The organism is Alteribacter keqinensis, from assembly GCF_003710255.1.
Taxonomy (GTDB): Bacteria; Bacillota; Bacilli; order Bacillales; family Salisediminibacteriaceae; genus Alteribacter; species Alteribacter keqinensis.
Map to the genome: position 1 here is coordinate 1884660 of NZ_RHIB01000001.1, position 21402 is coordinate 1906061.

Here is a 21402-nt window from a genome sequence, read left to right on the forward strand (position 1 = left end):
GGAGAAATCATTCCCCAATCCCTACTTTTATTACAAATACTATTGACCCATGATTGCGATTTGATCGCGGATCTGTTCAACAGCTTCTTCCATTACTTCCTGTGGATCTTCACCTTGAGAAATAAACTGAAGTGCATCACTTACCGGCTCCCAAACCTGACTCATTTCAGGAACGTTTGGCATTGGCTCGGCAACTTGAGTCTGTTCAAAGATAGGACCCATGAACTCGTCGTCAATTTCTACTGCAGTGTGAGCTGGAAGCTCTCCCGCTGTCTCGTAATAAGTTTCTGAGCTCTCAGCATTTGTAATAAATAGTGCAAGCTCTGTAGCCCAGTACTTATCTTCACTGTACTCAGATACCAACCAGCCTTTATTTCCTGAGAATGAGTTAAGCTGATCGCCATCCCACTCAGGAAGCATCGCAACAGCAAGGCTGTCACCTAGAGCATCCCGGTAGTCAGGGATTGCCCAAGGACCAGTGATTACAGCTCCTACTTTACCGTCTTGGAACAGTCCGTTCATAACATCTCCATCGATACCCGTTGGCATGTAACCGTCTTCAAACCAAGATTGAATTAAAGCAGCACCTTCAACAGCACCTTCGTTGTCAAGACCGATGTCTTCAGTGTCATAAGCTCCGTCAGCATCCTGGTTAAAGATGTATCCACCTGCTCCAGTAAGGAACGGGTAAGCGAAATAAAGGTTTGTTGCTTCCATTAGGAAACCATACTCATCAGCACTTGCATCAGTAAGAGAATCTGCGATCTCCATAAGCTCGTCAAGAGTCTGGGGAGCTTCTTCAACAAGATCTGTGTTGTAGAAAAGAGCATAAGTTTCAACTACTGCAGGGATACCGTACTGGATTCCCTCGTAGCTGAATGCTGTAACTGCTTCTTCGTTGTATTCAGAAAGACGCTCTTCCTGGTCAGCAGTAAGCTCAAGCTCAGCTGCCAATCCTTGAAGGACGATATCTCCCATACGGTCATGAGGCTGGAAGAAAAGATCAGGACCCTGGCCGGAAGAACCATCCAGTGAAACAGCCTCTGTTTGATCTAACATTGAGAAAGGAGTAATGTTGATTTCAATTCCATGCTCATCTTCAAAACGTTGTGTGATCTCTTCGTAAGCATCCAATTGTGAATCTTCATCGTTTACCCACATATCAAGCGATTCTGGTTTTTCAGGAGCATCAGAGTCTGCCTGAGCTTCCCCTTCAGCTTCTTCGCCAGCGTCTTCTCCGTTTTCATCTGTGTCAGGATCTGCTGGTGCGTCGTCATCTCCGCCTCCACAAGCTACTAATGCGATGGAAAGTACGAGCATCATCATCAGTGTTAAAAGAAACTTGCCTTTAAACATGTTGTTTCCCCCTTTAATTAAATGGTTACATCCTGTGCAACCTGTTGCCTGTCCATTATCACTCCCGGCCTTTGGTACATCTGCGGGTTTCAATATCTGAATCCGCTTTCATATGTACACCAGTACGTGAACTGGCAGTTACTGTCCAAGCCTTTAATGACAGCACGTCCAGTTAGTCCCCGGCTCCAGTGCAAGAGGTCGGACAACCGTTTGCACAAATGAGGCAAAAACAATTCCACGGTTTTGCCGTGAAATCGTTTGCATCACTATTACAATTTCATTATATATTTGGGCTGATAGAAATACAACCCTTTTTCAAAAATAATTGTAATCGTTTTCTTTATTGCTGTAATGAGGAAGCTGTTTCTTTTAAAACGAGCGTTGTTTCGGCCAGCTGCCTTTGCTTTTCTGATTGAAAGCCGATCGTTTCCGTCACCTGTCCTGTCTTTTCCTCCAGCTCTTTTGCCACATCAGACAGGTTTGCAACTGCCGTTACCACTTCTTCAATAGCTCTGTTAATCTGTTCTATAGCCACTGACGTTTCTTCTTGTTCATGATGCAGGGATTTACTTTCCGTTTCAATACGCGAAAATAAACTGGTCGCTTCTTCCGACTGCTCTTTCGCTTTCAGACTGGCAGACTCGAAGGAATGAAACGTTCCTTTCATTTCAACCGTTTCATCTCTGATATGTTCAATAGCTTTTTTTGTGTTTTTTGAAAAGTCCGAAGTCCCGTTGGAAAGCTTCCTGATTTCTTCTGCCACAACAGCAAAGCTTCTTCCGGCAGCTCCTGCTTTAGCAGCCTCTATGGATGCGTTGATAGCCAGTAGATTTGTCTGGGCTGAAATATCATCAATGCCTTTCATAAAGGCAGCAATGTTTTCGACCTCCTCAACCATCCCGATCATTTTTTCCGCCATCGTATGTGTCTGTCTCGAAAGGGCTTCTACGTCCCCTGCCATTTCACTTACAGCTGTCGCCCCGCTCGCAGCCATTCCATTCATTTGCTGCATTTTTATCGTCACTTTCCCGGACGATTCTTTAATTTCAAGAGCACTTGCGCTTACCTCTTCTGTTATCGCTGATATTGTATCTGTTTCTTCAGCCTGAGTCTGGACATGCTGCTTAAAGTCTGTCATTGTCTCAAGCACTGTTCCCATTTGTTCAAGCTGGCTTTGAGACTCTTTGGATACCGCTTCACTAACATCAAAAACCTGTACACTCGCTTCTGAACTGACCCGCATTGACTGTTCCAGCTGGCGCCCCATTTCATACAGACTTTTATCAATTTCATTAAATTCATCCCTGCGTCTGCTTTTCTGTACAAATGCAAAGTCTCCTTCTTTATATGCATGGATCCGGGTCAGGACCTGTTTGACCCCTTTGTTTAAATCTCTGCTGAACCATGCCAGGACCCCTAATGGAACCAGTATTAAAAAGGCAATCGCCCCGTACAGAATAATCTGTGTGAGAACCAGAGCTTCTTCCAGCTGGGCAGACGATCGTCTCTGACCGCTTCAAGTGTCTGCTGAATTCTCGTATTTGCCTGATTTATGCTCTGGTCTGTTCTTATAATTTCAGGCACAACTCTGTTCCTGATTCTTTCCACTTCATCTCCGACATAAATTGATTGAAAATGCGTTTCACTAATCCCTGCGTAGTTATTGATGGCCTTTTCAAACAATGAAAAATAATTACTCATTTCCTGATGATCACTGACTTCCCTGTTAAGCTCAGTAAACATTTCCCCCGCTTCCCCTAGAAGCAGATCCGCTCTTTCAATCCGATCCTCATTATACCCTGAAGTGACAAGTTGAAAATGAAGGAGCCCCACTTGATTGACTGTGTTTAACAGCATCGAATAGTCTTCCTGAAATGCTGCTGACTGTTCCAGAGTAGCCGTTTCTCTGGTCACCTTTTCATTGGCGTAGAGGATTGCCGCTCCCCCTGCTGCACTTGCGAAGACGATAAAACATACAAGAAAACCAAGTTTATGTACGAGCTTCACCTGTTCCAATGGCTTTTGTCTCTTTTTCTGTTCGGCCATCTTTCCCCCTCCTTCTTTTTAAAAAAGCGCAATCGATTGCACTGACCGAGACAATTATACCATGAAAGACCTTCCAAAAAGTGGAACCATTTTGATATTATTTTCTATTTTTCCATCAAAGCTGTGGTGACCTACATTTCGTTCTTTTTCGCTTCCTTCGTCCGCATTCTCCGGAATTCTCCAGGCGTGACCCCTTCGATCTTTTTAAAGAGTCTCGAAAAGTAGCTTCGATCCTGGATTCCTACTTCCACACATACAGAACCCAAATCCATGTTGGTGGTAATCAACAGATCTTTCGCCACTTCCAGACGATATCTGCTGATATACTGCACCGGGGTGAGACCGGTCACTCTTTTCAAGCATCTGGTGACATAATCAGGATGATATAAAAGTTCTTTTGCCACCTTTCCAAGGGTGAGCTTCGAATCCCTGAAGTGGTTTTTTATAAAATGCATCGCCTCTTCAGCGACCGTTTCAGCACTTGTTGGAATCTGGATCGCTTCTTCCTGCAGTAATAAGAGACTTTCATAGAAAAGAGTCTGCTGCTTCATCTTATCTACCGGCGACTGGGAGTGGTTAAGGAGACTCAGGTGTTCCAAAAGGTTCTCAAGACGCTCCTTCTTCTTGATTTCCCCGTAACGGGGAAGGTGCAGTGAAAATGCTGCCGGCTCTGTGAATGTACTTTCTTTTAAAAGAACGTGAGACCAGTCAAACTCTTTTTCATCCGAGAGGCTGAATGATCCCGGAAAAGAGAAATGGACCCAAAAAAATGTGGTCGGTTCCTCACATCCTTTAAACCCGCCGTGATACATCCCTGGGGCAAGCATTAAGTATTCCCCTGATTTAACAGAGAACGTGCTTTCTTCTTCCTTCATATATAATGTTCCTTTTTCTACTATTAAAAGATCGAACACTTCAAATGTCCTTGCGAAATGTTTCTGACCTTTTTTAAAGCTTCCCTTCCCGCCTTTAATAAATACCGGCAATGGGGGCACCGTAGCATTTAACAGTTTCATCGTAACCTCCAGTTCGGATTTGTCCTATTATTATCGTTATTGTACCTTCCAAAACACAAGGTGTGCCTATAAACTTAATATATCAAATTTCGCAATTGTCCATAACTGTTTCAGGAGGATTCCATATGGCACAGCACCAGGATAAAACAAAAAAGAATCTGACACTCTTTGCCCTCACGTGGCCAATATTCATTGAAATTTTTCTCCATATGTTAATGGGAAATGCCGATACACTGATGCTGAGCCAGTATGATGACAATGCCGTGGCAGCAGTCGGCGTATCCAATCAAATTATGAGTGTCATTATTGTGATGTTCGGTTTTGTAGCGACCGGAACAACCATTCTTATAGCACAGTATATTGGTGCCAGAAGAGATCTTGAAGCGAGCAGGATTGCAGTTGTTTCACTTGCCGCAAACCTCGTATTTGGCATTCTGTTAAGCGCCGTCCTGTTTTTCTCAGGTCCTTCGATATTAAGAGGAATGAACCTTCCACCAGAGCTGATGGATACAGCCCTGATGTACCTGCGCATTGTAGGCGGATTTGCCTTCGTGCAGGCGTTGATTATGACAGCCGGAGCTGTGATTAAGAGTCACGGCTTCACTCGTGATGCCATGTGGATTACTTTAGGCATGAACGTATTAAATGTGGTTGGAAATTACCTGTTTATCTTCGGTCCGATGGGCTTTCCTGAACTGGGTGCCACCGGGGTGGCCATCAGCACGGCAGCCAGCCGGACGCTCGGTCTGGCCGTTCTCGTGGTCATTCTTTATAAACGGGTAAACGGAGAGCTCCCTTTCTCTTTCATCTTTAAAGCCTTTCCAAAAACTGAACTTAAGCAGTTAATGAAAATTGGTGTCCCTTCAGCCGGTGAACACTTATCCTATAACATATCCCAGGTTGTTATCACGATGTTTATTGCATCGATGGGTACCGTTGAACTGACCACCAGGGTGTACACTACTAACATTATGATGTTTGCCTTTTTGTTTGCCATCGCGATCGGACAGGGAACGCAGATCATTGTCGGCCACCTTGTTGGTGAAGGGAAGTTTGAAGAAGCTTACAGGCGCTGTATGAGAAGTTTATGGATCGGCCTTTGGGTTACACTGGGGGCTGCCGGCCTGTTTGCTGCTTTCCGGGTACAGCTTTTGTCAATTTTTACAGATAACCCGGACATCATTCAGCTCGGGGGAATTCTCCTGCTTCTCACGGTTATTCTCGAACCCGGGCGCACATTTAATTTAATTGTAATCAACTGCCTACGCGCAGGCGGTGACGTAAGATATCCTGTATACATCGGTATCCTCTCAATGTGGGGCGTATCCGTAACGATTTCCTACACTGCAGGCCTCCTGCTAGGCCTTGGGCTTGTGGGAGTGTGGTTCTCCTTTATCGCTGATGAATGGTTGAGAGGGCTTTTAATGCTGAAACGCTGGAAGGGACGACAATGGCAGAACATGTCCTTTGTAAGAGAAGAGGACAGAAAAAAAGCATAGCAAAATAAACCAGAGAGAAACCTCTGGTTTTTTGCTGTCTATTTATATAGGAAGAAAGTTGATTGAAAATTTTTATGTTTGTGAAATTTATAAAAAGGGAATACTAATCTTTTCGGCTGTGCTAACCACCGTATTAATAATGTATCTTTGTGTATTATTATACAGCACAGGACACAAAAATACATTTTATTCCTTTAATTACAATTTAAACATACACAATTGTGCGTAAGCGACAAATACTGACAAAACAGTGATTTTGATTGAATAAACCCTTCACTATATTTTTGAAAGCATTATCTTTTTGACAACTTCATAGATTTCTGCTTAAATGTAAACAGGATACTAACAATTTTTTATACATTTGTTAGTATGAAACTATATTAAATTTTAAGGGGGAATTCGCATGAAAAAGTTCTACACAATGTTTGCCTCCGCTTTGACTCTTGGTATGCTTCTGTCCGCATGTGGCGACGGAGATACTGACGAGAACGGCGGCACTGTAGACGAAGGCGACGACAATGGCCAGGAAGAAGCTGCTGGTGATGTTGATGTTTCCGGTTTACAAATTGGTACAGGCAGTACTGGGGGTACATATTATCCTCTTGGCCAGGAAATGGCTAACGTAATCAATGCAAATATCGAAGGTTACGACGACTTTGACCTTAGTGCTGTATCAACAGGTGCTTCCGTTGAGAACCTTGCTTCCATCGGACTCGGTGAGCTTGAGCTTGGTATGACTGTTCACTTGCCTGCACTTGATGCGGTTGATGGTTCCGGGGAATTCGAAGAGCTTGATATGACAATCGACAACTTCGGTTTTATGGGCCACATCTATCCTGAGGTTATGCAGATCGTTGTCCGTGCTGATGCAGACATCGAAACTGTTGCAGACCTTGAAGGAATGAACGTTGCTATCGGACCACCTGGTTCAGGTACTCAGGACGCTGCTAAAATGATTCTTGAAGCATACGGACTTGAAGATGGAGACTACAACGCATTCGACGAAGGATTCGGTGACGCTGCAGGCCGCCTTCAGGACGGTAACCTTGACGCATCATTCGGTCTTCTTGGATTACCTGCAGGAAGCATCGAAGAACTTGCGCTTCAGCGTGACGTTAAGCTTCTTTCTCTTTCAGATGAAGCAGTATCTTACATCGAAGATAATAGCGGATATGAGCTGATGGAAATTCCTGCTGATTCCTACGATTTCATGGATGAGTCTGTAAACGCAATTACTGCATACGCAATCCTCGTTGGTTCTACTGACCTTATCGACGAAGATCTTGGGTACGAAATTGTAAAAGCTCTTTATGAAAACTGGGAAAGCGTTTCTCATGACCAAGGTCAGCACCTTGATCCTGAGAATATCATGAATGGTTCTGACGGCCTTCCAATGCACCCCGGTGCAGAGCGCTTCTTTGAAGAGCAAGGCTACTTAGACTAATAGTATACTGTCGGCCGGACCCGCCACTTGTGTCCGGCCTTTTTTAAAGAGTAAATCTCTGTTCTCCGGAGCAAAGATTGTTTTCACTCATGAACTATGATAAAACGTAAGTACCGAATGTTTTGCTCCGCTAAAGAACACGATGCGGAATACCGACGAAAAAGCAGGAAGTCCCATAACTCCCTCCTACTTTTTCGTCGGTTTTTAATTCGTACCAAATGAAAGGATGGTGATGGCATGGCAGATTTAACAAATCAACAAGCTATGGATGAAAAAGAAAAGAAGAAAATGCTCGCAAAATATGACAAAGAAGCGACATTCAGGCAGGACCTGGGCAGATGGAAATGGGTCATTGCCTTCGTTGCAATTTCGCTTACAGTCTTTCACCTTTACCGTGCAGCACCGGCGGTAGGACCTCTCGTATACTTAGTACAAGGTGCTGTTCACCTCGGAACAGCAATGGGGCTTATCTTCATGATCTATCCCGCAACAAAATCCGGGATTACAAGAAAAGGCATCCCTTTCTATGATGTTATTCTTGCTTTACTTGCCATGGGAAGCTCTTTTTATATCTTATTCCGCTATGACTGGATTACCGGTCCGGCCAGAATCATTGGTTTTGAAACAATGGACATCGTTGTGGCAACGCTCGGTATTGTACTGCTCCTCGAAGCAACCCGCCGTGCTGTCGGACTTCCGATTGTCATAATCGCCCTTGGGGCCATACTTTACGGCCTGTTCGGGACAAATCTCCCCTATGGCTTTGGCCACGGTGGATTTGACTGGTCCGGACTCGCAAGACGATTGTTCTTCTCTTCTGAGGCGATCTTCGGTATTCCGATCCAGATCTCCTCAACGTATATTTTCTTATTCCTTTTCTTCGGTGTTATGCTCGTAAGAACCGGAGTAGGTCAGTTCTTTAACGACCTGGCATTTGGTTTAACAGGACGTTTCACAGGTGGTACAGCAAAAGCTGCCGTTGCCGCTTCTGCTATGCAGGGAACAGTAACGGGAAGTTCAGTTGCCAATACAGTAGCATCAGGTTCCTTTACAATCCCAATGATGAAGCGTGCAAAATTCAGACCTGAATTTGCGGCCGCTGCTGAAGCCTCAGCGTCTACAGGTGGTCAGATCATGCCGCCAATTATGGGTGCTGCCGCCTTTATTATGGCAGAATATGTAAGTGATGTTTCTTACAGTGATATTATTGTAATTGGTATTATCCCGGCACTCCTTTACTTTACCGGTGTTTTTCTTGGGACGCACTTTGAAGCGAAACGATACGGCATTCACGGCCTTCCAAAAAGTGAACTGCCATCAGCCAAGGGATTACTTAAGCGAATGGATCTGATCCTGCCGCTCTTTACGATTGTTTATATGCTGGTTACCGGCTTCACCCCTACTGCTGCGGCATTAACGGGTATCGGTACGGCATTCCTTGTAAGTATGTTCAGAAAAGAAACACGAATGGGACCACGAAGCATTCTTGAAGCTCTTGAGCAGGGTGCACGTGTCGCCCTTCCGGTTATCGCAGCGTGTGCGAGTGCCGGTATTATCGTAGGTGTCGTTGTATTTACCGGTCTTGGAGGTAAAATTGCAGGTGCCCTGTTAACTCTTGCAGGCGACAGCTTGTTCCTGCTTCTGTTCTTTACAATGATTGCTTGTATTATCCTGGGTATGGGACTGCCGACCACGGCAAACTACGTTGTTACAGCGTCCATGGCCGCTCCGGCATTGATTGCCTTTGACGTGCCGCCGATCGCAGCCCACTTCTTCGTATTCTACTTTGGAATTGTTGCCGACATTACTCCGCCGGTATGTCTCGCCGCATATGCGGGCGCAGGTATAGCCAGGGCGAATCCGATGAGGGCTGGTGTAAACGCACTGAAACTTGCCATTGCGGCATTTATCATTCCATACGTATTTGTTTACAGCCCGGTACTCCTGCTGGAGAACGCAACATTTGCTACTCTGACTCCGGTTCTTGTGACAGCCATTATCGGAATGGTCGCGATCAGTGCCGCCATGATGGGTTACTTCTTTGCTAAACCATTCTGGTATGAGCGCATCCTTCTGATTGTTGCAGGTATCATGCTTATTATCCCTGGAAACCTCTTTATTTCCATGGGTGGACTTGCTCTTCTGATTGTCATTGGAGTTGTTCAGAAAATCCGTAATCCAGAGGGTGCGAGAGGAAATGCACCTGCTTAATAATATGCGACCCGCTATCTAAAATGATAGCGGGTTTTTCTTTTGGCAGGGAGTAAGATTGGGCATTAACGGGTTGGGTAGTCTGATTAACGGGTTCTTTCCTGCTATTAACGGGTTCTGTTTCCATTTTAACGGTTAAGTCCAATTTCTTCCTCAGCAGCCTGCCCAGACTCACCTATTCTGCTCTTCATACAGCGCTATCGCTCCGCTCGGCACTCGCAAACCGGCGGAAGGGCGCCGCCGATTCGCTTTCAGGACCGGTGCCGGCTTCGCTCATTGCATAGGACTAACAGAACCACGGCCGAGTTCGGGCCGTACTTTTAATTCCCCTTTGTCCTAATACAGCGCTATGGCTCCGCTCGGCACTCGCAAACCGGCGGAATGACGCCGCCGATTCGCTTTCAGGACCGGGTGCCGGCTTCGCTCATTGCATAGGACTAACAGAACCACGGCCGAGTTCGGGCCGTACTTTTAATTCCCCTTTGTCTTAATACAGCGCTATGGCTCCGCTCGGCACTCGCAAACCGGCGGAATGACGCCGCCGATTCGCTTTCAGGACCGGGTGCCGGCTTCGCTCATTGCATAGGACTAACAGAACCACGGCCGAGTTCGGGCCGTACTTTTAATTCCCCTTTGTCTTAATACAGCGCTATGGCTCCGCTCGGCACTCGCAAACCGGCGGAATGACGCCGCCGATTCGCTTTCAGGACCGGGTGCCGGCTTCGCTCATTGCATAGGACTAACAGAACCACGGCCGAGTTCGGGCCGTGGTTCTGTTAGTCCTCAAATACATCAAAGTTATCCCATAGGCTTTCGAGGTCGTGGAGGCGTTTTTCTACTTTTACGTGCTCGGCGCGGGTGACGGCTGTGACGAGGGCGTTGACGATGCTTAAGGGTGCTGAAAATGAATCGATAAAAGAGTTTATTTCGGTTGCTGCAATAAGCTTCAGATCACCTAATGGAACGAGTGGGCTCATATAGTGGTCAGTGATGACGAGTGTTTTTGCCCCTCTTTGTTTGGCGTACTTAAGGACTTCCACTGTCCTTTTGGTGTATCGGGAGAAGCCAAACCCGATAACGAGATCGTTCTCTTTGATATCCAGCAGGTGCTCTGAAACCCCGTCTCCCTGACGTATCATTTCAGTGTTCTGCAAAACCATATCCAGATAAAACTCCAGAAAACTTCCTATACTGGCTGCGCTCCGGTAAGCGATAATATAAATTCTGTCCGCCTCGATGGTGTTCTTAACCGCCTGCTCAAAGTGGGCAGTATTAAGCTGGTTCAGTGTCGTTTTCAGGTTTTGAATGTCATCTCCAAGGATCTCTGTAACAACATCCGAAGTCGAACCATCTTTATCCGTTGTTTTAACCAGAACCTCTGCTGACGTCATCTTTCTCTGCATCGCTTCCTGAAGGTGGCGCTGAAGATCCGGGTAGCCTTTGTAATTCAAGAAGAACGCAAAGCGTATTACCGTAGCCTCGCCTACCCCGACATGTTTTGCCAGCTTTGAAGCAGTAAGAAACGGCGCAGTCTCACGGTTTTCAATAAGGAAGTTGGCAATTTTTTTATGAGATTTACTCATTGTGACCTGATGGTTAATCATTCGCTCATAGACTTCATTTTCAAACATCGTCAAGCGCCCCTTTTTCCAATGCGGCCATTACGATCCGGTGAGTCTGTTTGTAAACACGTAATGCAAAGCATCCATTGTTTTTTTCAGCTCACGGTCACCGTGAACGGTAGCAATACTGTACCTGTTCAAAGGCTTTGTATAAATGCCCTCATTTATTAGGTGTAAGTCCAGTTCTTTTCTGAAAAAAAGATTGGTTTTACTCATATCTCTGTAGTTTTTAACCGCCTGATTTGTAAACACAAGATTAAAGATGGTTCCCATTCCAATCGTTTTCATCGGTACGGCTTTTTGTTTGAAGAATGATTCAAGCTCGTTTCTGAGCTCATTCGCTAAGGTTAAGGTATTCCTGAATTCCGATTCCAGCAGTTCAATGGTCGCAAGTCCTGCCCCTAAAATCATTGGGTGGCCATTATAGGTTCCGCTGTGAAACAAGGTTTCTTCTGCAGATGATCCTTTACTTTGCATTGTATCAAATACATCGCTTCCCGTCTTCGGGCTGGAAACGTCCATAATTTCTTTTTTCCCGCCGACAATGCCGAACGGAAAACCTCCGCCCACCACTTTTCCGAGAGTTGTGAGGTCGGGAGTGACCTGATAGACATTCTGGGCTCCTCCCAGCGATGACCTGAAACCGGTTTTTACTTCGTCGAAAATAAGGACGATCCCCTCTTCTTCCGTGACTTTTCTCAGCCTTGTTATAAATTCTTGATCTGCAGGGATAAATCCTCCCTGGACAGGTTCAATGATTACAGCAGCGAGTTCCCGGCTATGTTTTTTCAGCAGCCGCTCACAAGCTTCAGGATGATTAAATGGCAGGATAATCGTATTGGCATCGCCGCCTGGCAAAAGGCCTGCGGATTCCGGAACCGTTACCGGTTCTTCTATAGGCCCTGCTTTTTTCTCATCCGGATTAATACTGTAGAGCATCTCATTATAGCCGCCGTGGTAATGTCCTTCAAACTTCGCCACTTTTGTTTTTCCCGTGAAAGCATAAGCAAGCCTCAGTGCCAGGAGTGTCGCCTCTGTTCCTGAGTTTGTATAGCGGAGAAGTTCCATTGATGGAATGTACTCCTTTATTTTTTTTGCGAATGTTGTTTCAAGTTCATGAGGTGCTCCAAATAAGTACGTGCCATCTGTAAGTATTTGCTGCTGAAGTGCCTGTTGTATCCGGGGATGACCGTGCCCCAGAGCCAATGCGCCATACGACATTAAATAGTCTACATACTCGTTATTATCAACATCCGTCAGTGTCGGACCGATGCCATGCTTCATGACGATCGGATATGGAGAAAAATGTTTAATATTCGCCGTTACCCCTCCGGGCATATGTTTTTCACTCTCACAATAGATCCGGTATGACTCTTTCGTTTTATTGAAAAATTGGGGCAGGGGATGTGAAAAATGATGAATTGCCATTGGTAGTTAAACGCCTCTCTTTCATTCCTTCATTTTTTTGAAGTATTTACTTCATTATATGACATAATGGCTTGTACATGAAGAGAAAATTTCGCCCATTTTTAAAAATGAATGATATATTCCAAAAGTTTTTAACTATTCTAAAAATTAGCCAAATTCATATAATATTGTTATAATGAGCCTGGATAGAGGTTAGAGAAAATTAACAAGGAGGGCTAAAAAATGGCGCAACCAAAGTACATTATGAACCTTGATAAGATCGAACACATTCCTGCCGAAGAAAAAGAGAAATTAAAGCAGATTACTGACAAGTTTGTTTTCAGAGTAAATGATTATTATCTTAGTCTTATTGATTGGAAAGATCCGAACGATCCCATTCGAAAACTTGTTATTCCAAATGAAGGGGAGCTCGAGGAATATGGACGTTGGGATGCTTCCGATGAAGATACAAACTACGTTGTTCCCGGCTGTCAGCACAAATACACAACCACAGCTCTTCTCATTGTTTCTGAAGTATGCGGTGCGTACTGTCGGTATTGTTTCCGCAAGCGTCTGTTCCGGAACGACATTAAAGAAGCCATGTCTGATGTCCAGCCGGGAATTGAGTACATAAGAGAACACCCGGAAATTAACAATGTGCTTCTTACGGGTGGAGACTCTCTCATTCTGGCCACAAAAAAACTTCGTCGTATTATTGAACAGCTCCGTGAAATCGATCATGTTAAAATCATCCGCCTGGGCTCAAAAATGCCTGTATTTAATCCAATGCGGATTTACGAAGATGAAGAGCTCCTTAAGCTCATACGAGAGTACTCCACAGCTGAAAAAAGAATCTATGTGATGGCCCATATTAACCACCCTAAAGAAATAACAGAGGAGGCGAAGCGCGGGTTTGAAGCGTTGCATGATGCCGGGGCCATTGTAGTAAATCAGACTCCTGTCCTGAAAGGGATCAATCATGAACCCGAGGTCCTCGCTGAATTACTGGATAAACTGTCCTGGGCCGGTGTAACCCCATACTACTTCTTCATTAACCGCCCTGTGGCAGGAAACAACGATTTTGTGCTGACCCTGGAAGAAGCGTACCATGCAGTGGAAAAAGCAAAAGGCATTACTTCGGGACTTGGTAAACGGGTTCGCCTGTCCATGAGTCACACGTCTGGAAAAGTTGAAATCCTCGCCATCGAGGATGGAAAAGCCTACCTTAAATATCACCAGTCCCGTGACGGTGAGTATGGCAAGTTCATGGTTCTTGACTGTCCGAAAGATGCTTCGTGGTTTGACGATTTACCCGGAAACAAAGAACACTGGAAGCAACCGGGGAAAAAGCTCGAATCCTTTGAATCCGCAAATGAAAAGATCAGCCAGAAAGAAAAAGCTCCTATGGAAACGAAATAAGCCGGATATCTGAAAAGCACCCGCTTATAGCGGGTGCCTTTTGCAGTGAATCCGGCTCGGGTCATTTATAAGAAATTCGTCCCTTTCCTTATGCACGAAGGCACTGATAAAGTTCGATCTTTAACTTTTCCAGTGCCTTCTAAGCAATGAGCGTAACGGTTGCACTTTTTATCAGTGGCCTCATGCACTATCGGAAGGTCAGGATTTCTCAGTCCATTATCTCACTTGACTTAATCTATTTAATAATCAAAACCATCGTCATCTACAGACATATACCCCATATGCGACATGCCGCTTCGCTGGTTCATTCCCTGCTGTGTTGACGGCGCCCCCATTTGCCCCCCGTTCCCTGGCATTATCGGCATTCCGGTTCCATTCTGGCCGTTCCCCGGCATCATTGGCATTCCGGTTCCGTTCTGACCGTTTCCGGGCATCATCGGCATCCCTGTTCCATTCTGGCCGTTTTCGGGCATCCCATGATAAGGGTTGCCCATCATCTCATTGGGACCTCCCGGCATCTGGCCCATTCCCATTACGTTCGGGCCCCCGGGCATCTGACCCATTCCCATTACGTTCGGGCCCCCCTGCATCTGACCCATTCCCATCACGTTCGGGCCCCCCTGCATCTGGCCCATTCCCATTGCGTTCGGGCCCCCGGGCATCTGGCCCATTCCCATTACGTTCGGGCCCCCGGGCATCTGACCCATTCCCATCACGTTCGGGCCCCCGGGCATCTGACCCATTCCCATCACGTTCGGGCCTCCGGGCATCTGACCCATTCCCATCATTTTGTTCTTCCCACAGTTGCAGCTCATCCAAGCACACTCCTTTTTATGTGTGTAAGTCGATATTACAGAATTCCACACCCTTTTTATCATATGAACAGAAATGTCACTCGTGATAACCACACAAGGTCCAACCGTGAGGAACGCACCGTTTTTAATCCATATCATAATGTAGAAATGCAACGTCATATACTTTGGAGGACAACCATGGCCTATATTCAGCCAGGTGTATATGAAATGAAAAACGGTGAGTCTGTTAAAATCAGGACGGCTCACACATCTGACGCAACAGAAATGAGAAAGCTCACAAAAGAAGTTATTAAAGAAGATGTCGGACTAATTTTAACGGAAGACGAGTACACATTTACGGTCAGAGAACAGGCCCAGCGGGTTTACAATTCCCTTTATTCGCCCTATCACCTCCTTATAACTGCTCTTCACGGGGGAACGCTCTGTGGAATTGCTTCTTTCGAGCCGGAACAACCCATTAAGAAAATGAGGCACCACGGTCATATAGGTCTTATTGTCGCGAAGCCTTACCGCTCCCTTGGTTTGGGCCGGCACCTTATGGAAACAATCGTTGACTGGGCGAAAAAACAAGAGACCATTAACAAAGTCAGTCTTGAAGTTCTTACCAACAATGAACCGGCGATTGCTCTATACCTTAATATAGGCTTTGAACCCGTCGGCTGTTTTCACAATCACATCCTTCAGTCAGACGGCACTTACGCCGATGTTTACCGTATGGAATTAATCACCTCCACCACAGCGTTCCAGCCCGGAGACAAGTGATTTATCTCGAGGAAAATGGTATGATAGGGCAACATGAATAAAAATCTGGAGGATCACAAAATGAACGTAGTGCTCACTACCCTTAATGCTAAATATATTCATACCTGCCTGGCCCTTCGCCTTTTAAAAAAATATGCAGAACCTGAATTTGATACAGATATTATGGAATTTACAATAAAAGATCCAGCGATGAACATCGTTTCTGATCTTTACAGCAGGAAGCCGGATGTCATCGGTTTCAGCTGTTACATATGGAATATTGAACAGACCATTCACGTGATCAGAATGTTAAAAAAGGTCCTTCCTGAAACGAAGATCGTTCTCGGCGGACCTGAGGTTTCCTATGACACTGAGTATTGGCTTGAACGAATAGCTGAAGTTGATTTTATCGTTATCGGAGAAGGAGAAGAAACGTTCAAGCACCTGTTAAAAGAAATGGAGGCAGGCAGCAACGGATACCATTTTGTATTCGGTCTCGGCTACCGGAAAGAAGACAAGATTGTCATTAATCCGGGACGGGGAAAACTGGACTTAAACGACATCCCGTCTCCCTATCGTCTGGACGAAGACCTAGCATCCCTGGGGAAACGGGTGACATATTTTGAGACAAGCCGGGGGTGCCCGTTCAGTTGCCAGTTCTGCCTTTCCTCCATTGAGGTAGGGGTGCGGTACTTTGATATTGAACGGGTAAAGGAAGATCTGCTCTACCTTGTAAGGAATGGAGCAAAAATGATTAAGTTTATTGACCGGACGTTTAACATCAAACGGGATTATGCTCTTGAGATTTTTGACTTTTTGATTAAAAACCACGGAGGCTGCGAATTCCAGTTTGAAATTACTGCAGACATTATGAGACCGGAAGTGCTTGAATTTCTTAACGAAAATGCACCGCCCGGCATCTTCCGCTTTGAAATTGGTGTCCAGTCTACAAATGATGCGACAAACGATCTGATTCAGCGGCGTCAGAACTTTAAAAAGCTTGCCAGGACGGTCACACTCGTTAAAGACGGCCAAAAAATTGATCAGCACCTTGACCTGATTGCCGGACTTCCAGAAGAGGACTACGATTCATTTAAACAGACATTTAACGATGTATTTGCCCTGCGCCCGGAAGAGCTTCAGCTTGGCTTTTTAAAGATGCTCAGAGGAACGGGGATGAGGGCAATGGCCGAACGGTTTGGATACCGGTTTATGGACAATGCACCTTATGAGATTCTATCCAACAACATCCTCTCCTTTGATGATATTGTCAAAATGAAGCGGGTAGAAGATATTCTTGAGAAGTATTGGAATGACCACCGGATGGACAACACGATGAAAAGACTTACAGATCACACTTTTGCCACACCGTTTGACTTTTTCCAAGAGTACGGAAATGTCTGGGATGCACAGGGCTGGTCCCGGATCGGTCATCAATTTGAGGATTTATTTACCAGGCTTGATTATTTCCTCGAAAAAACAAATGCCCCTGATATCTACATTGTCCGGGGGCTGATGAAACTTGATTATTTACTGCACCATAAGCATAAACCGAGAAAGCGCTGGTGGACTCCTGATTTTGATAAAGAGGAGCAAACCCAGGTACGGGAATACATTTGTGAGCACCCGGCAAGCGTTTCAGATGAGTTTGCAGACCTCAATCTCTCAGACAAGGAAATTCATAAACATGTGGTCATTGAAAAGATTGACTTCAATCTGGACAGCTATCTTAAAAACGAGACGGTTCGAAACGGAGCGTATCACCTGATTGTTTATTACAACCCTAAAACCCTTCAGGCTGTTCCGTTTACCGTACCGGAGAATGCAGCTTCCGATTTAAAAGAAAAAACGAGTTAAGAGAAGGAGGACCGCACATGCTTAAATGGGCATTTTTTCTGATTATAGCCGGTGCCGCTCTTTGGGGAACGATCGGTATCTTTGTCCAGGGTCTGTACGATCTTGGCTTTACACCAATTGAAGTTGTGGCTATTCGTGTAATTGTTGCGCTTATCGTCATGACACTCATTGTTCTGGCTAAAAGCCCGGGGCTGTTCCTTGTAAAACCAGCGCACATGCCGTTGTTTTTCGGTACAGGCATTTGCAGTATTGTCTTTTTTAACTGGGCTTACTTTACAACCATACAGGAAATCAATTTATCAGTAGCTGCTGTCCTTCTATATACCGGACCGGCATTTGTTACCATTCTCAGCCGGATCTTTTTCAAGGAATGGATTACACCGCAGAAAATCGCAGCCCTTTTTGTAACCTTGGCGGGCTGTACTCTTGTTATCGGACTGTTCCCGTTAAACGCAGACCAGCTCTCTTTTTACGGCGTTCTTGTAGGTGTGGGATCCGGGTTTGGCTACGCCCTTTACAGTATTTTCGGAAAAAAAGCTTCCAAATCATATTCCTCACTGACCATTACGTTTTATACGTTTTTATTCGCTTCTGCCGCCCTGATTCCGGTAATAGGAATCGCAGATATGTCACAACGGCTCGCTTCATTGGAAGGTTTACTATTGGCTCTCGGACTCGGGACGATACCGACAGTATTTGCCTATCTTTTCTATACAGCCGGGCTCAACCACGTCGAGTCCAGCAAAGCTTCCATTGCGGCTACTGTGGAACCCGTTGTGGCCGCCATGATCGGTGTATTTGTATTCCACGATCAACTCACCTTCTGGCAGGGAGTCGGCATGATTTGTGTGCTTCTGGCTGTATTTATCATTCAGCAGGGTCGTAAGGTTAAAAAGACCCGGCAGCCTCATGCCGTAAATGGATAAACCTTTGTGTTTAAAGCTGTTTTTCTTAGGGAAACAGTGATGTAAGAACATAAAGGAGGAGAATTATTGTGGCAGATAAAAATGTAGATGTGGACAAAAGAAATGAAGATGTAGAAAAGAAACACGACAGCAGTCGCGTCGCTTCCACCTTTATTAAGTATGCAGCTTACCTGATTATCTTTTTCGGTATCCTGTGGTTTCTCATTAATTACATCCTACCGCAATTTTAAATTCTGTTATTTTAGAGGCTGTGTTTGGAGGATATGATCAACCATACCTTTTACAGTCACAAAAAAACGTGAGCCCGGGCTCACGTTTTTTTTCGCGGGGTTATCTCCAGCCCTTCTAAATAGAGGACATGATGAATAGCCTGCTGGTATTGAGAAAAGGTCCTTTCTTCGACTTTTACCTTGTTTTTTGTAAAGAGTTTAACCAGTTCTGAAGAAAAGCCACAAAAGAACGTGTGGGCCCCCAATAGCTGAACAGTAGCCCTGAGTCTTTCAAATTCATCAACAAGCAGTTCGTTTTCAACCACCGTCACACCTGAGAAATCAAAAATCAGATAGTCTGCTCCACTCTTTACACATTCAGTAAGCACCCGTTCCCTGAGGTGGTCAAACCGTCTTTTGTCAAAAGTCCCGATTAATGGCGCGAACAAGGCATTGTTAAGAACAACAGGTAAAATCGGTGTTGACATTTCCTCGATCATTTTTTCACTTTTCATACGCTGCTGCTCTTCTTTGGTTACATCCCGCCAGATAAGAATATAACCATTCATGTCTCCGTTCTGGTCAAAGAGTTCATTTACAAAAAGATCTGCCGTATATCCAAAAATCGGAACCTTCGACTTGTGGGGAAAGTTTTTCTTTTTCATCACTTTAAAAAAATTGGACTTTTGACCATGAATCTCTTGTAAGTACATGCCGATCAGGTCATCCGGATGAGCGATCGCAGGAAGATAAGGCAAGAGCTCGGTTACGAGATTTCTCGCTTCTTCATTTATCCAGATCAGTTTCATGTTTTTGTCAGCAATAAAGATATTGTCTGACATCGTTTCCATAAGTTTGAATGTATCTATTGAAAATTCATTTACTTTCATCATATGATTATCTCCCCCGCTACCCCGTTTTATGAACCGTGGATCCATGAACCTGCCAGTTCTTTTACACGTTCGATCATTTTCTCTCTCTCATGGTCCTTACAGATCAGGACACCCCCGAAGTATTCATGAAAAGCAGGCTCAAGCCCGCAGAAGCGAAAAATGGCTTCATCAAACAAACGATTCATTGTTTGATGCATTCCACTGGCGTCGTATTCTTCAGACGGAGCCCCCGTTGTGCAGATTATCGCTGCTTTTTTTCCTGTAAGCAGCGGGATGGGTTTTTCTCCATCCAATCCATAAGCAACACCATAGGATAAAACACGGTCGAGATAGCCTTTACCGGCAGCTGGAAAGCTTCCCCACCATAAAGGAAAGAGAAATGTAATGGCATCAGCCCAAAGAAAAAAACGATGTTCTGTTATGACGTCTTCTTTATAAACACCTTTAAATGAATCTTTGTACTCCTCCCTGGAGAGGAGCGGCTGGAAATCCATTTCATATAGAGAACGAACCTCAACCTGGTGTCCCTGATTTTTTAATGTACCTGCATATGCTTTTAGTAGACTTCCGTTGAAACTGTCTTTTGAAGGATGCATATAAACAAGTAAATGATTCACAAAAAACCCACTTCTTTCTATATGTAATCAAAACCTCTAACTAATTTTCCCTCTGTCCTATGCTTCCAAACCCCTTTTTCTCAGTTTCAATCTATCCCCCCAATTTGAACATAATTGTACGGGGTCTGTCCCCTGAACAATTGTGTAAAAGAGGTTGCCCAAAAGGTCGGTTTTTACCTTTTGGCTCAACCTCTAAGCAATGAGCAGAGCCGCTGTCTCCTTAATAGAGTCCGGCAGGAGGGGGTTCTCCTGCCGGGCGAGCAACTTGCGGAGACATTGCCATTAAATTTTGCCCTTTTGTGAAACCTTCTTTTTTATATGGAGGTTTAAGCTGCTTTTTCATTTTCGTTTGTATTACGGCTTGTTTCATAGAGACGCAGTTTCACAAAGAGGTACGGAGCTCCCAGAAGTCCCCACAAACCGATCAGACCGTACCGTAAAGCATCAGCTCCAAGGCTTGTACCAAGGACGATCTTGCCACCTTCCTGTAACAGGAACAATCCTGCAAGACCCACAAACAGAGCAACGGCTTTTTTTACCCAGCTTGACGGTATTTTCATTCGTATATGTTTCGCTTCCAAAAGATAACCGATTCCTGCTCCCAGAAGAAATCCGCTGTATTTCATGCCTTCGGATTCCGGGAAGATTCCCATAAGAATAAGAGGCAAAACGATCACGGCGATCCACTTTCTCTTTATTGACCAGCCGACTATCCATTTTTCAGTCTTTACATAGATCAAAAGGATCGTGGCTGCCACTGCCATGCCAGTGGTAATGTCAGTTGGCCAGTGAAGTCCTGTATATAAACGGCTCATGGAAATCATCAGAACAAGGACTGCCGCAAAGATCCAGAATGCCCTGCTTTTAAGCCAGATGGCGGTCATCCCCCATAGTGTGGCTGAACCCTGGGCGTGACCGCTTGGAAAACTGTCATAAGGATAGTGGCTTCCAACCTCTGCCGAGGAGACATACAATGAGTTTACGCCTTCTATTCCAATCGGCCGCTGGACAGCAAACATGGCTTTCAGTAATGAATTAACATAGACAGACAGCAAAAACACATATACAAGTCTGATGCCAAAAGCTTTGGACAAACACCAGTAGACAAGGGGAATCATTAAAAAGTAAAAGAGTTCATTTCCTAAAAAAGTAAGTATGTAGGCCGCTGCGTTTCCCGCACCCGTCTGCAAATCAGTAAATACCTGCAAAACCCCAATCTCCCATTCTCTCACTATCATTCCTCCTCTTCCTTTTTTGTGAAATTAACAGGTTCTTCTATACTATTATACGTGAATCCATCGAGAGTCTGAAGATATAAAAAAAA

At 45.0% G+C, this 21402-nt stretch carries 18 protein-coding genes; 8 read left to right on the top strand and 10 right to left on the bottom strand.

Annotated elements, in window-relative coordinates; genetic code table 11:
- Window positions 1-39: 39 nt before the first annotated feature.
- From EBO34_RS09220 to EBO34_RS09235, 4 genes are all read right to left on the bottom strand, one after another.
- Window positions 40-1356, bottom strand: a complete 1317-nt coding sequence (locus EBO34_RS09220; protein ID WP_122897597.1) for a sugar ABC transporter substrate-binding protein — start codon at window positions 1354-1356, stop codon at window positions 40-42.
- Window positions 1357-1696: 340 nt separating this feature from the next.
- A complete protein-coding gene (locus EBO34_RS09225; RefSeq protein ID WP_183163785.1) occupies window positions 1697-2599 on the bottom strand; it encodes a methyl-accepting chemotaxis protein in 903 nt (300 codons plus the stop codon).
- A gap of 188 nt (window positions 2600-2787) precedes the next feature.
- Complete coding sequence (locus tag EBO34_RS09230) at window positions 2788-3402, bottom strand: hypothetical protein (protein WP_122897599.1); 615 nt, start codon at window positions 3400-3402, stop codon at window positions 2788-2790.
- A gap of 131 nt (window positions 3403-3533) precedes the next feature.
- On the bottom strand, window positions 3534-4418 hold the full coding sequence (locus EBO34_RS09235) for a helix-turn-helix transcriptional regulator (RefSeq protein WP_122897600.1): 885 nt from the start codon (window positions 4416-4418) through the stop codon (window positions 3534-3536).
- 125 nt (window positions 4419-4543) lie between these two features.
- On the opposite strand from EBO34_RS09235, the gene EBO34_RS09240 reads away from it, so the two are divergent.
- The 3 genes from EBO34_RS09240 (at window position 4544) to EBO34_RS09250 (ending at window position 9572) form a co-directional block, all read left to right on the top strand.
- On the top strand, window positions 4544-5917 hold the full coding sequence (locus tag EBO34_RS09240) for an MATE family efflux transporter (RefSeq protein WP_122897601.1): 1374 nt from the start codon (window positions 4544-4546) through the stop codon (window positions 5915-5917).
- A gap of 403 nt (window positions 5918-6320) precedes the next feature.
- The gene (locus tag EBO34_RS09245) at window positions 6321-7361 is read left to right on the top strand and encodes a TAXI family TRAP transporter solute-binding subunit (protein WP_122897602.1); all 1041 of its coding nucleotides are present in this window, start codon (window positions 6321-6323) and stop codon (window positions 7359-7361) included.
- Window positions 7362-7598: 237 nt separating this feature from the next.
- The gene (locus EBO34_RS09250) at window positions 7599-9572 is read left to right on the top strand and encodes a TRAP transporter permease (RefSeq protein WP_122897603.1); all 1974 of its coding nucleotides are present in this window, start codon (window positions 7599-7601) and stop codon (window positions 9570-9572) included.
- 776 nt (window positions 9573-10348) lie between these two features.
- Here the strand turns inward: EBO34_RS09250 and EBO34_RS09255 are convergent.
- Together EBO34_RS09255 and EBO34_RS09260 are read right to left on the bottom strand one after the other, a co-directional pair.
- The gene (locus tag EBO34_RS09255; RefSeq protein WP_122897604.1) at window positions 10349-11203 is read right to left on the bottom strand and encodes a MurR/RpiR family transcriptional regulator; all 855 of its coding nucleotides are present in this window, start codon (window positions 11201-11203) and stop codon (window positions 10349-10351) included.
- Between the two features lie 30 nt (window positions 11204-11233).
- Window positions 11234-12622 (bottom strand): aspartate aminotransferase family protein, encoded by a 1389-nt coding sequence (locus EBO34_RS09260; protein WP_122897605.1) that lies wholly within the window; start codon window positions 12620-12622, stop codon window positions 11234-11236.
- 222 nt (window positions 12623-12844) lie between these two features.
- On the opposite strand from EBO34_RS09260, the gene EBO34_RS09265 reads away from it, so the two are divergent.
- On the top strand, window positions 12845-14020 hold the full coding sequence (locus EBO34_RS09265; protein ID WP_122897606.1) for a KamA family radical SAM protein: 1176 nt from the start codon (window positions 12845-12847) through the stop codon (window positions 14018-14020).
- Between the two features lie 239 nt (window positions 14021-14259).
- Here the strand turns inward: EBO34_RS09265 and EBO34_RS09270 are convergent, their stop codons facing one another.
- Complete coding sequence (locus EBO34_RS09270; protein WP_122897607.1) at window positions 14260-14835, bottom strand: hypothetical protein; 576 nt, start codon at window positions 14833-14835, stop codon at window positions 14260-14262.
- A gap of 177 nt (window positions 14836-15012) precedes the next feature.
- Here EBO34_RS09270 and EBO34_RS09275 point away from each other — a divergent pair, with 177 nt between their 5' ends.
- From EBO34_RS09275 to EBO34_RS20660, 4 genes are all read left to right on the top strand, one after another.
- Window positions 15013-15597 carry a GNAT family N-acetyltransferase gene (locus tag EBO34_RS09275; RefSeq protein WP_183163786.1) on the top strand — a complete coding sequence of 195 codons (585 nt, stop codon included), beginning with the start codon at window positions 15013-15015 and terminating at the stop codon, window positions 15595-15597.
- Window positions 15598-15657: 60 nt separating this feature from the next.
- On the top strand, window positions 15658-17433 hold the full coding sequence (locus EBO34_RS09280) for a B12-binding domain-containing radical SAM protein (protein WP_122897609.1): 1776 nt from the start codon (window positions 15658-15660) through the stop codon (window positions 17431-17433).
- A gap of 17 nt (window positions 17434-17450) precedes the next feature.
- A complete protein-coding gene (locus EBO34_RS09285; RefSeq protein ID WP_122897610.1) occupies window positions 17451-18359 on the top strand; it encodes a DMT family transporter in 909 nt (302 codons plus the stop codon).
- Window positions 18360-18427: 68 nt separating this feature from the next.
- The gene (locus tag EBO34_RS20660) at window positions 18428-18589 is read left to right on the top strand and encodes a hypothetical protein (RefSeq protein WP_183163787.1); all 162 of its coding nucleotides are present in this window, start codon (window positions 18428-18430) and stop codon (window positions 18587-18589) included.
- Between the two features lie 80 nt (window positions 18590-18669).
- On the opposite strand, the gene EBO34_RS09290 is transcribed toward EBO34_RS20660, so the two are convergent.
- The 3 genes from EBO34_RS09290 to EBO34_RS09300 all read right to left on the bottom strand — a co-directional run bounded on the left by EBO34_RS09290 (window position 18670) and on the right by EBO34_RS09300 (window position 21316).
- Window positions 18670-19461, bottom strand: coding sequence for an STAS domain-containing protein (locus EBO34_RS09290; RefSeq protein ID WP_122897611.1), 792 nt, complete (start codon window positions 19459-19461; stop codon window positions 18670-18672).
- A 26-nt stretch (window positions 19462-19487) separates the two neighbouring features.
- The gene (locus EBO34_RS09295) at window positions 19488-20078 is read right to left on the bottom strand and encodes an NAD(P)H-dependent oxidoreductase (protein WP_122897612.1); all 591 of its coding nucleotides are present in this window, start codon (window positions 20076-20078) and stop codon (window positions 19488-19490) included.
- A gap of 326 nt (window positions 20079-20404) precedes the next feature.
- The gene (locus EBO34_RS09300; RefSeq protein ID WP_122897613.1) at window positions 20405-21316 is read right to left on the bottom strand and encodes a phosphatase PAP2 family protein; all 912 of its coding nucleotides are present in this window, start codon (window positions 21314-21316) and stop codon (window positions 20405-20407) included.
- Window positions 21317-21402: the final 86 nt, after the last annotated feature.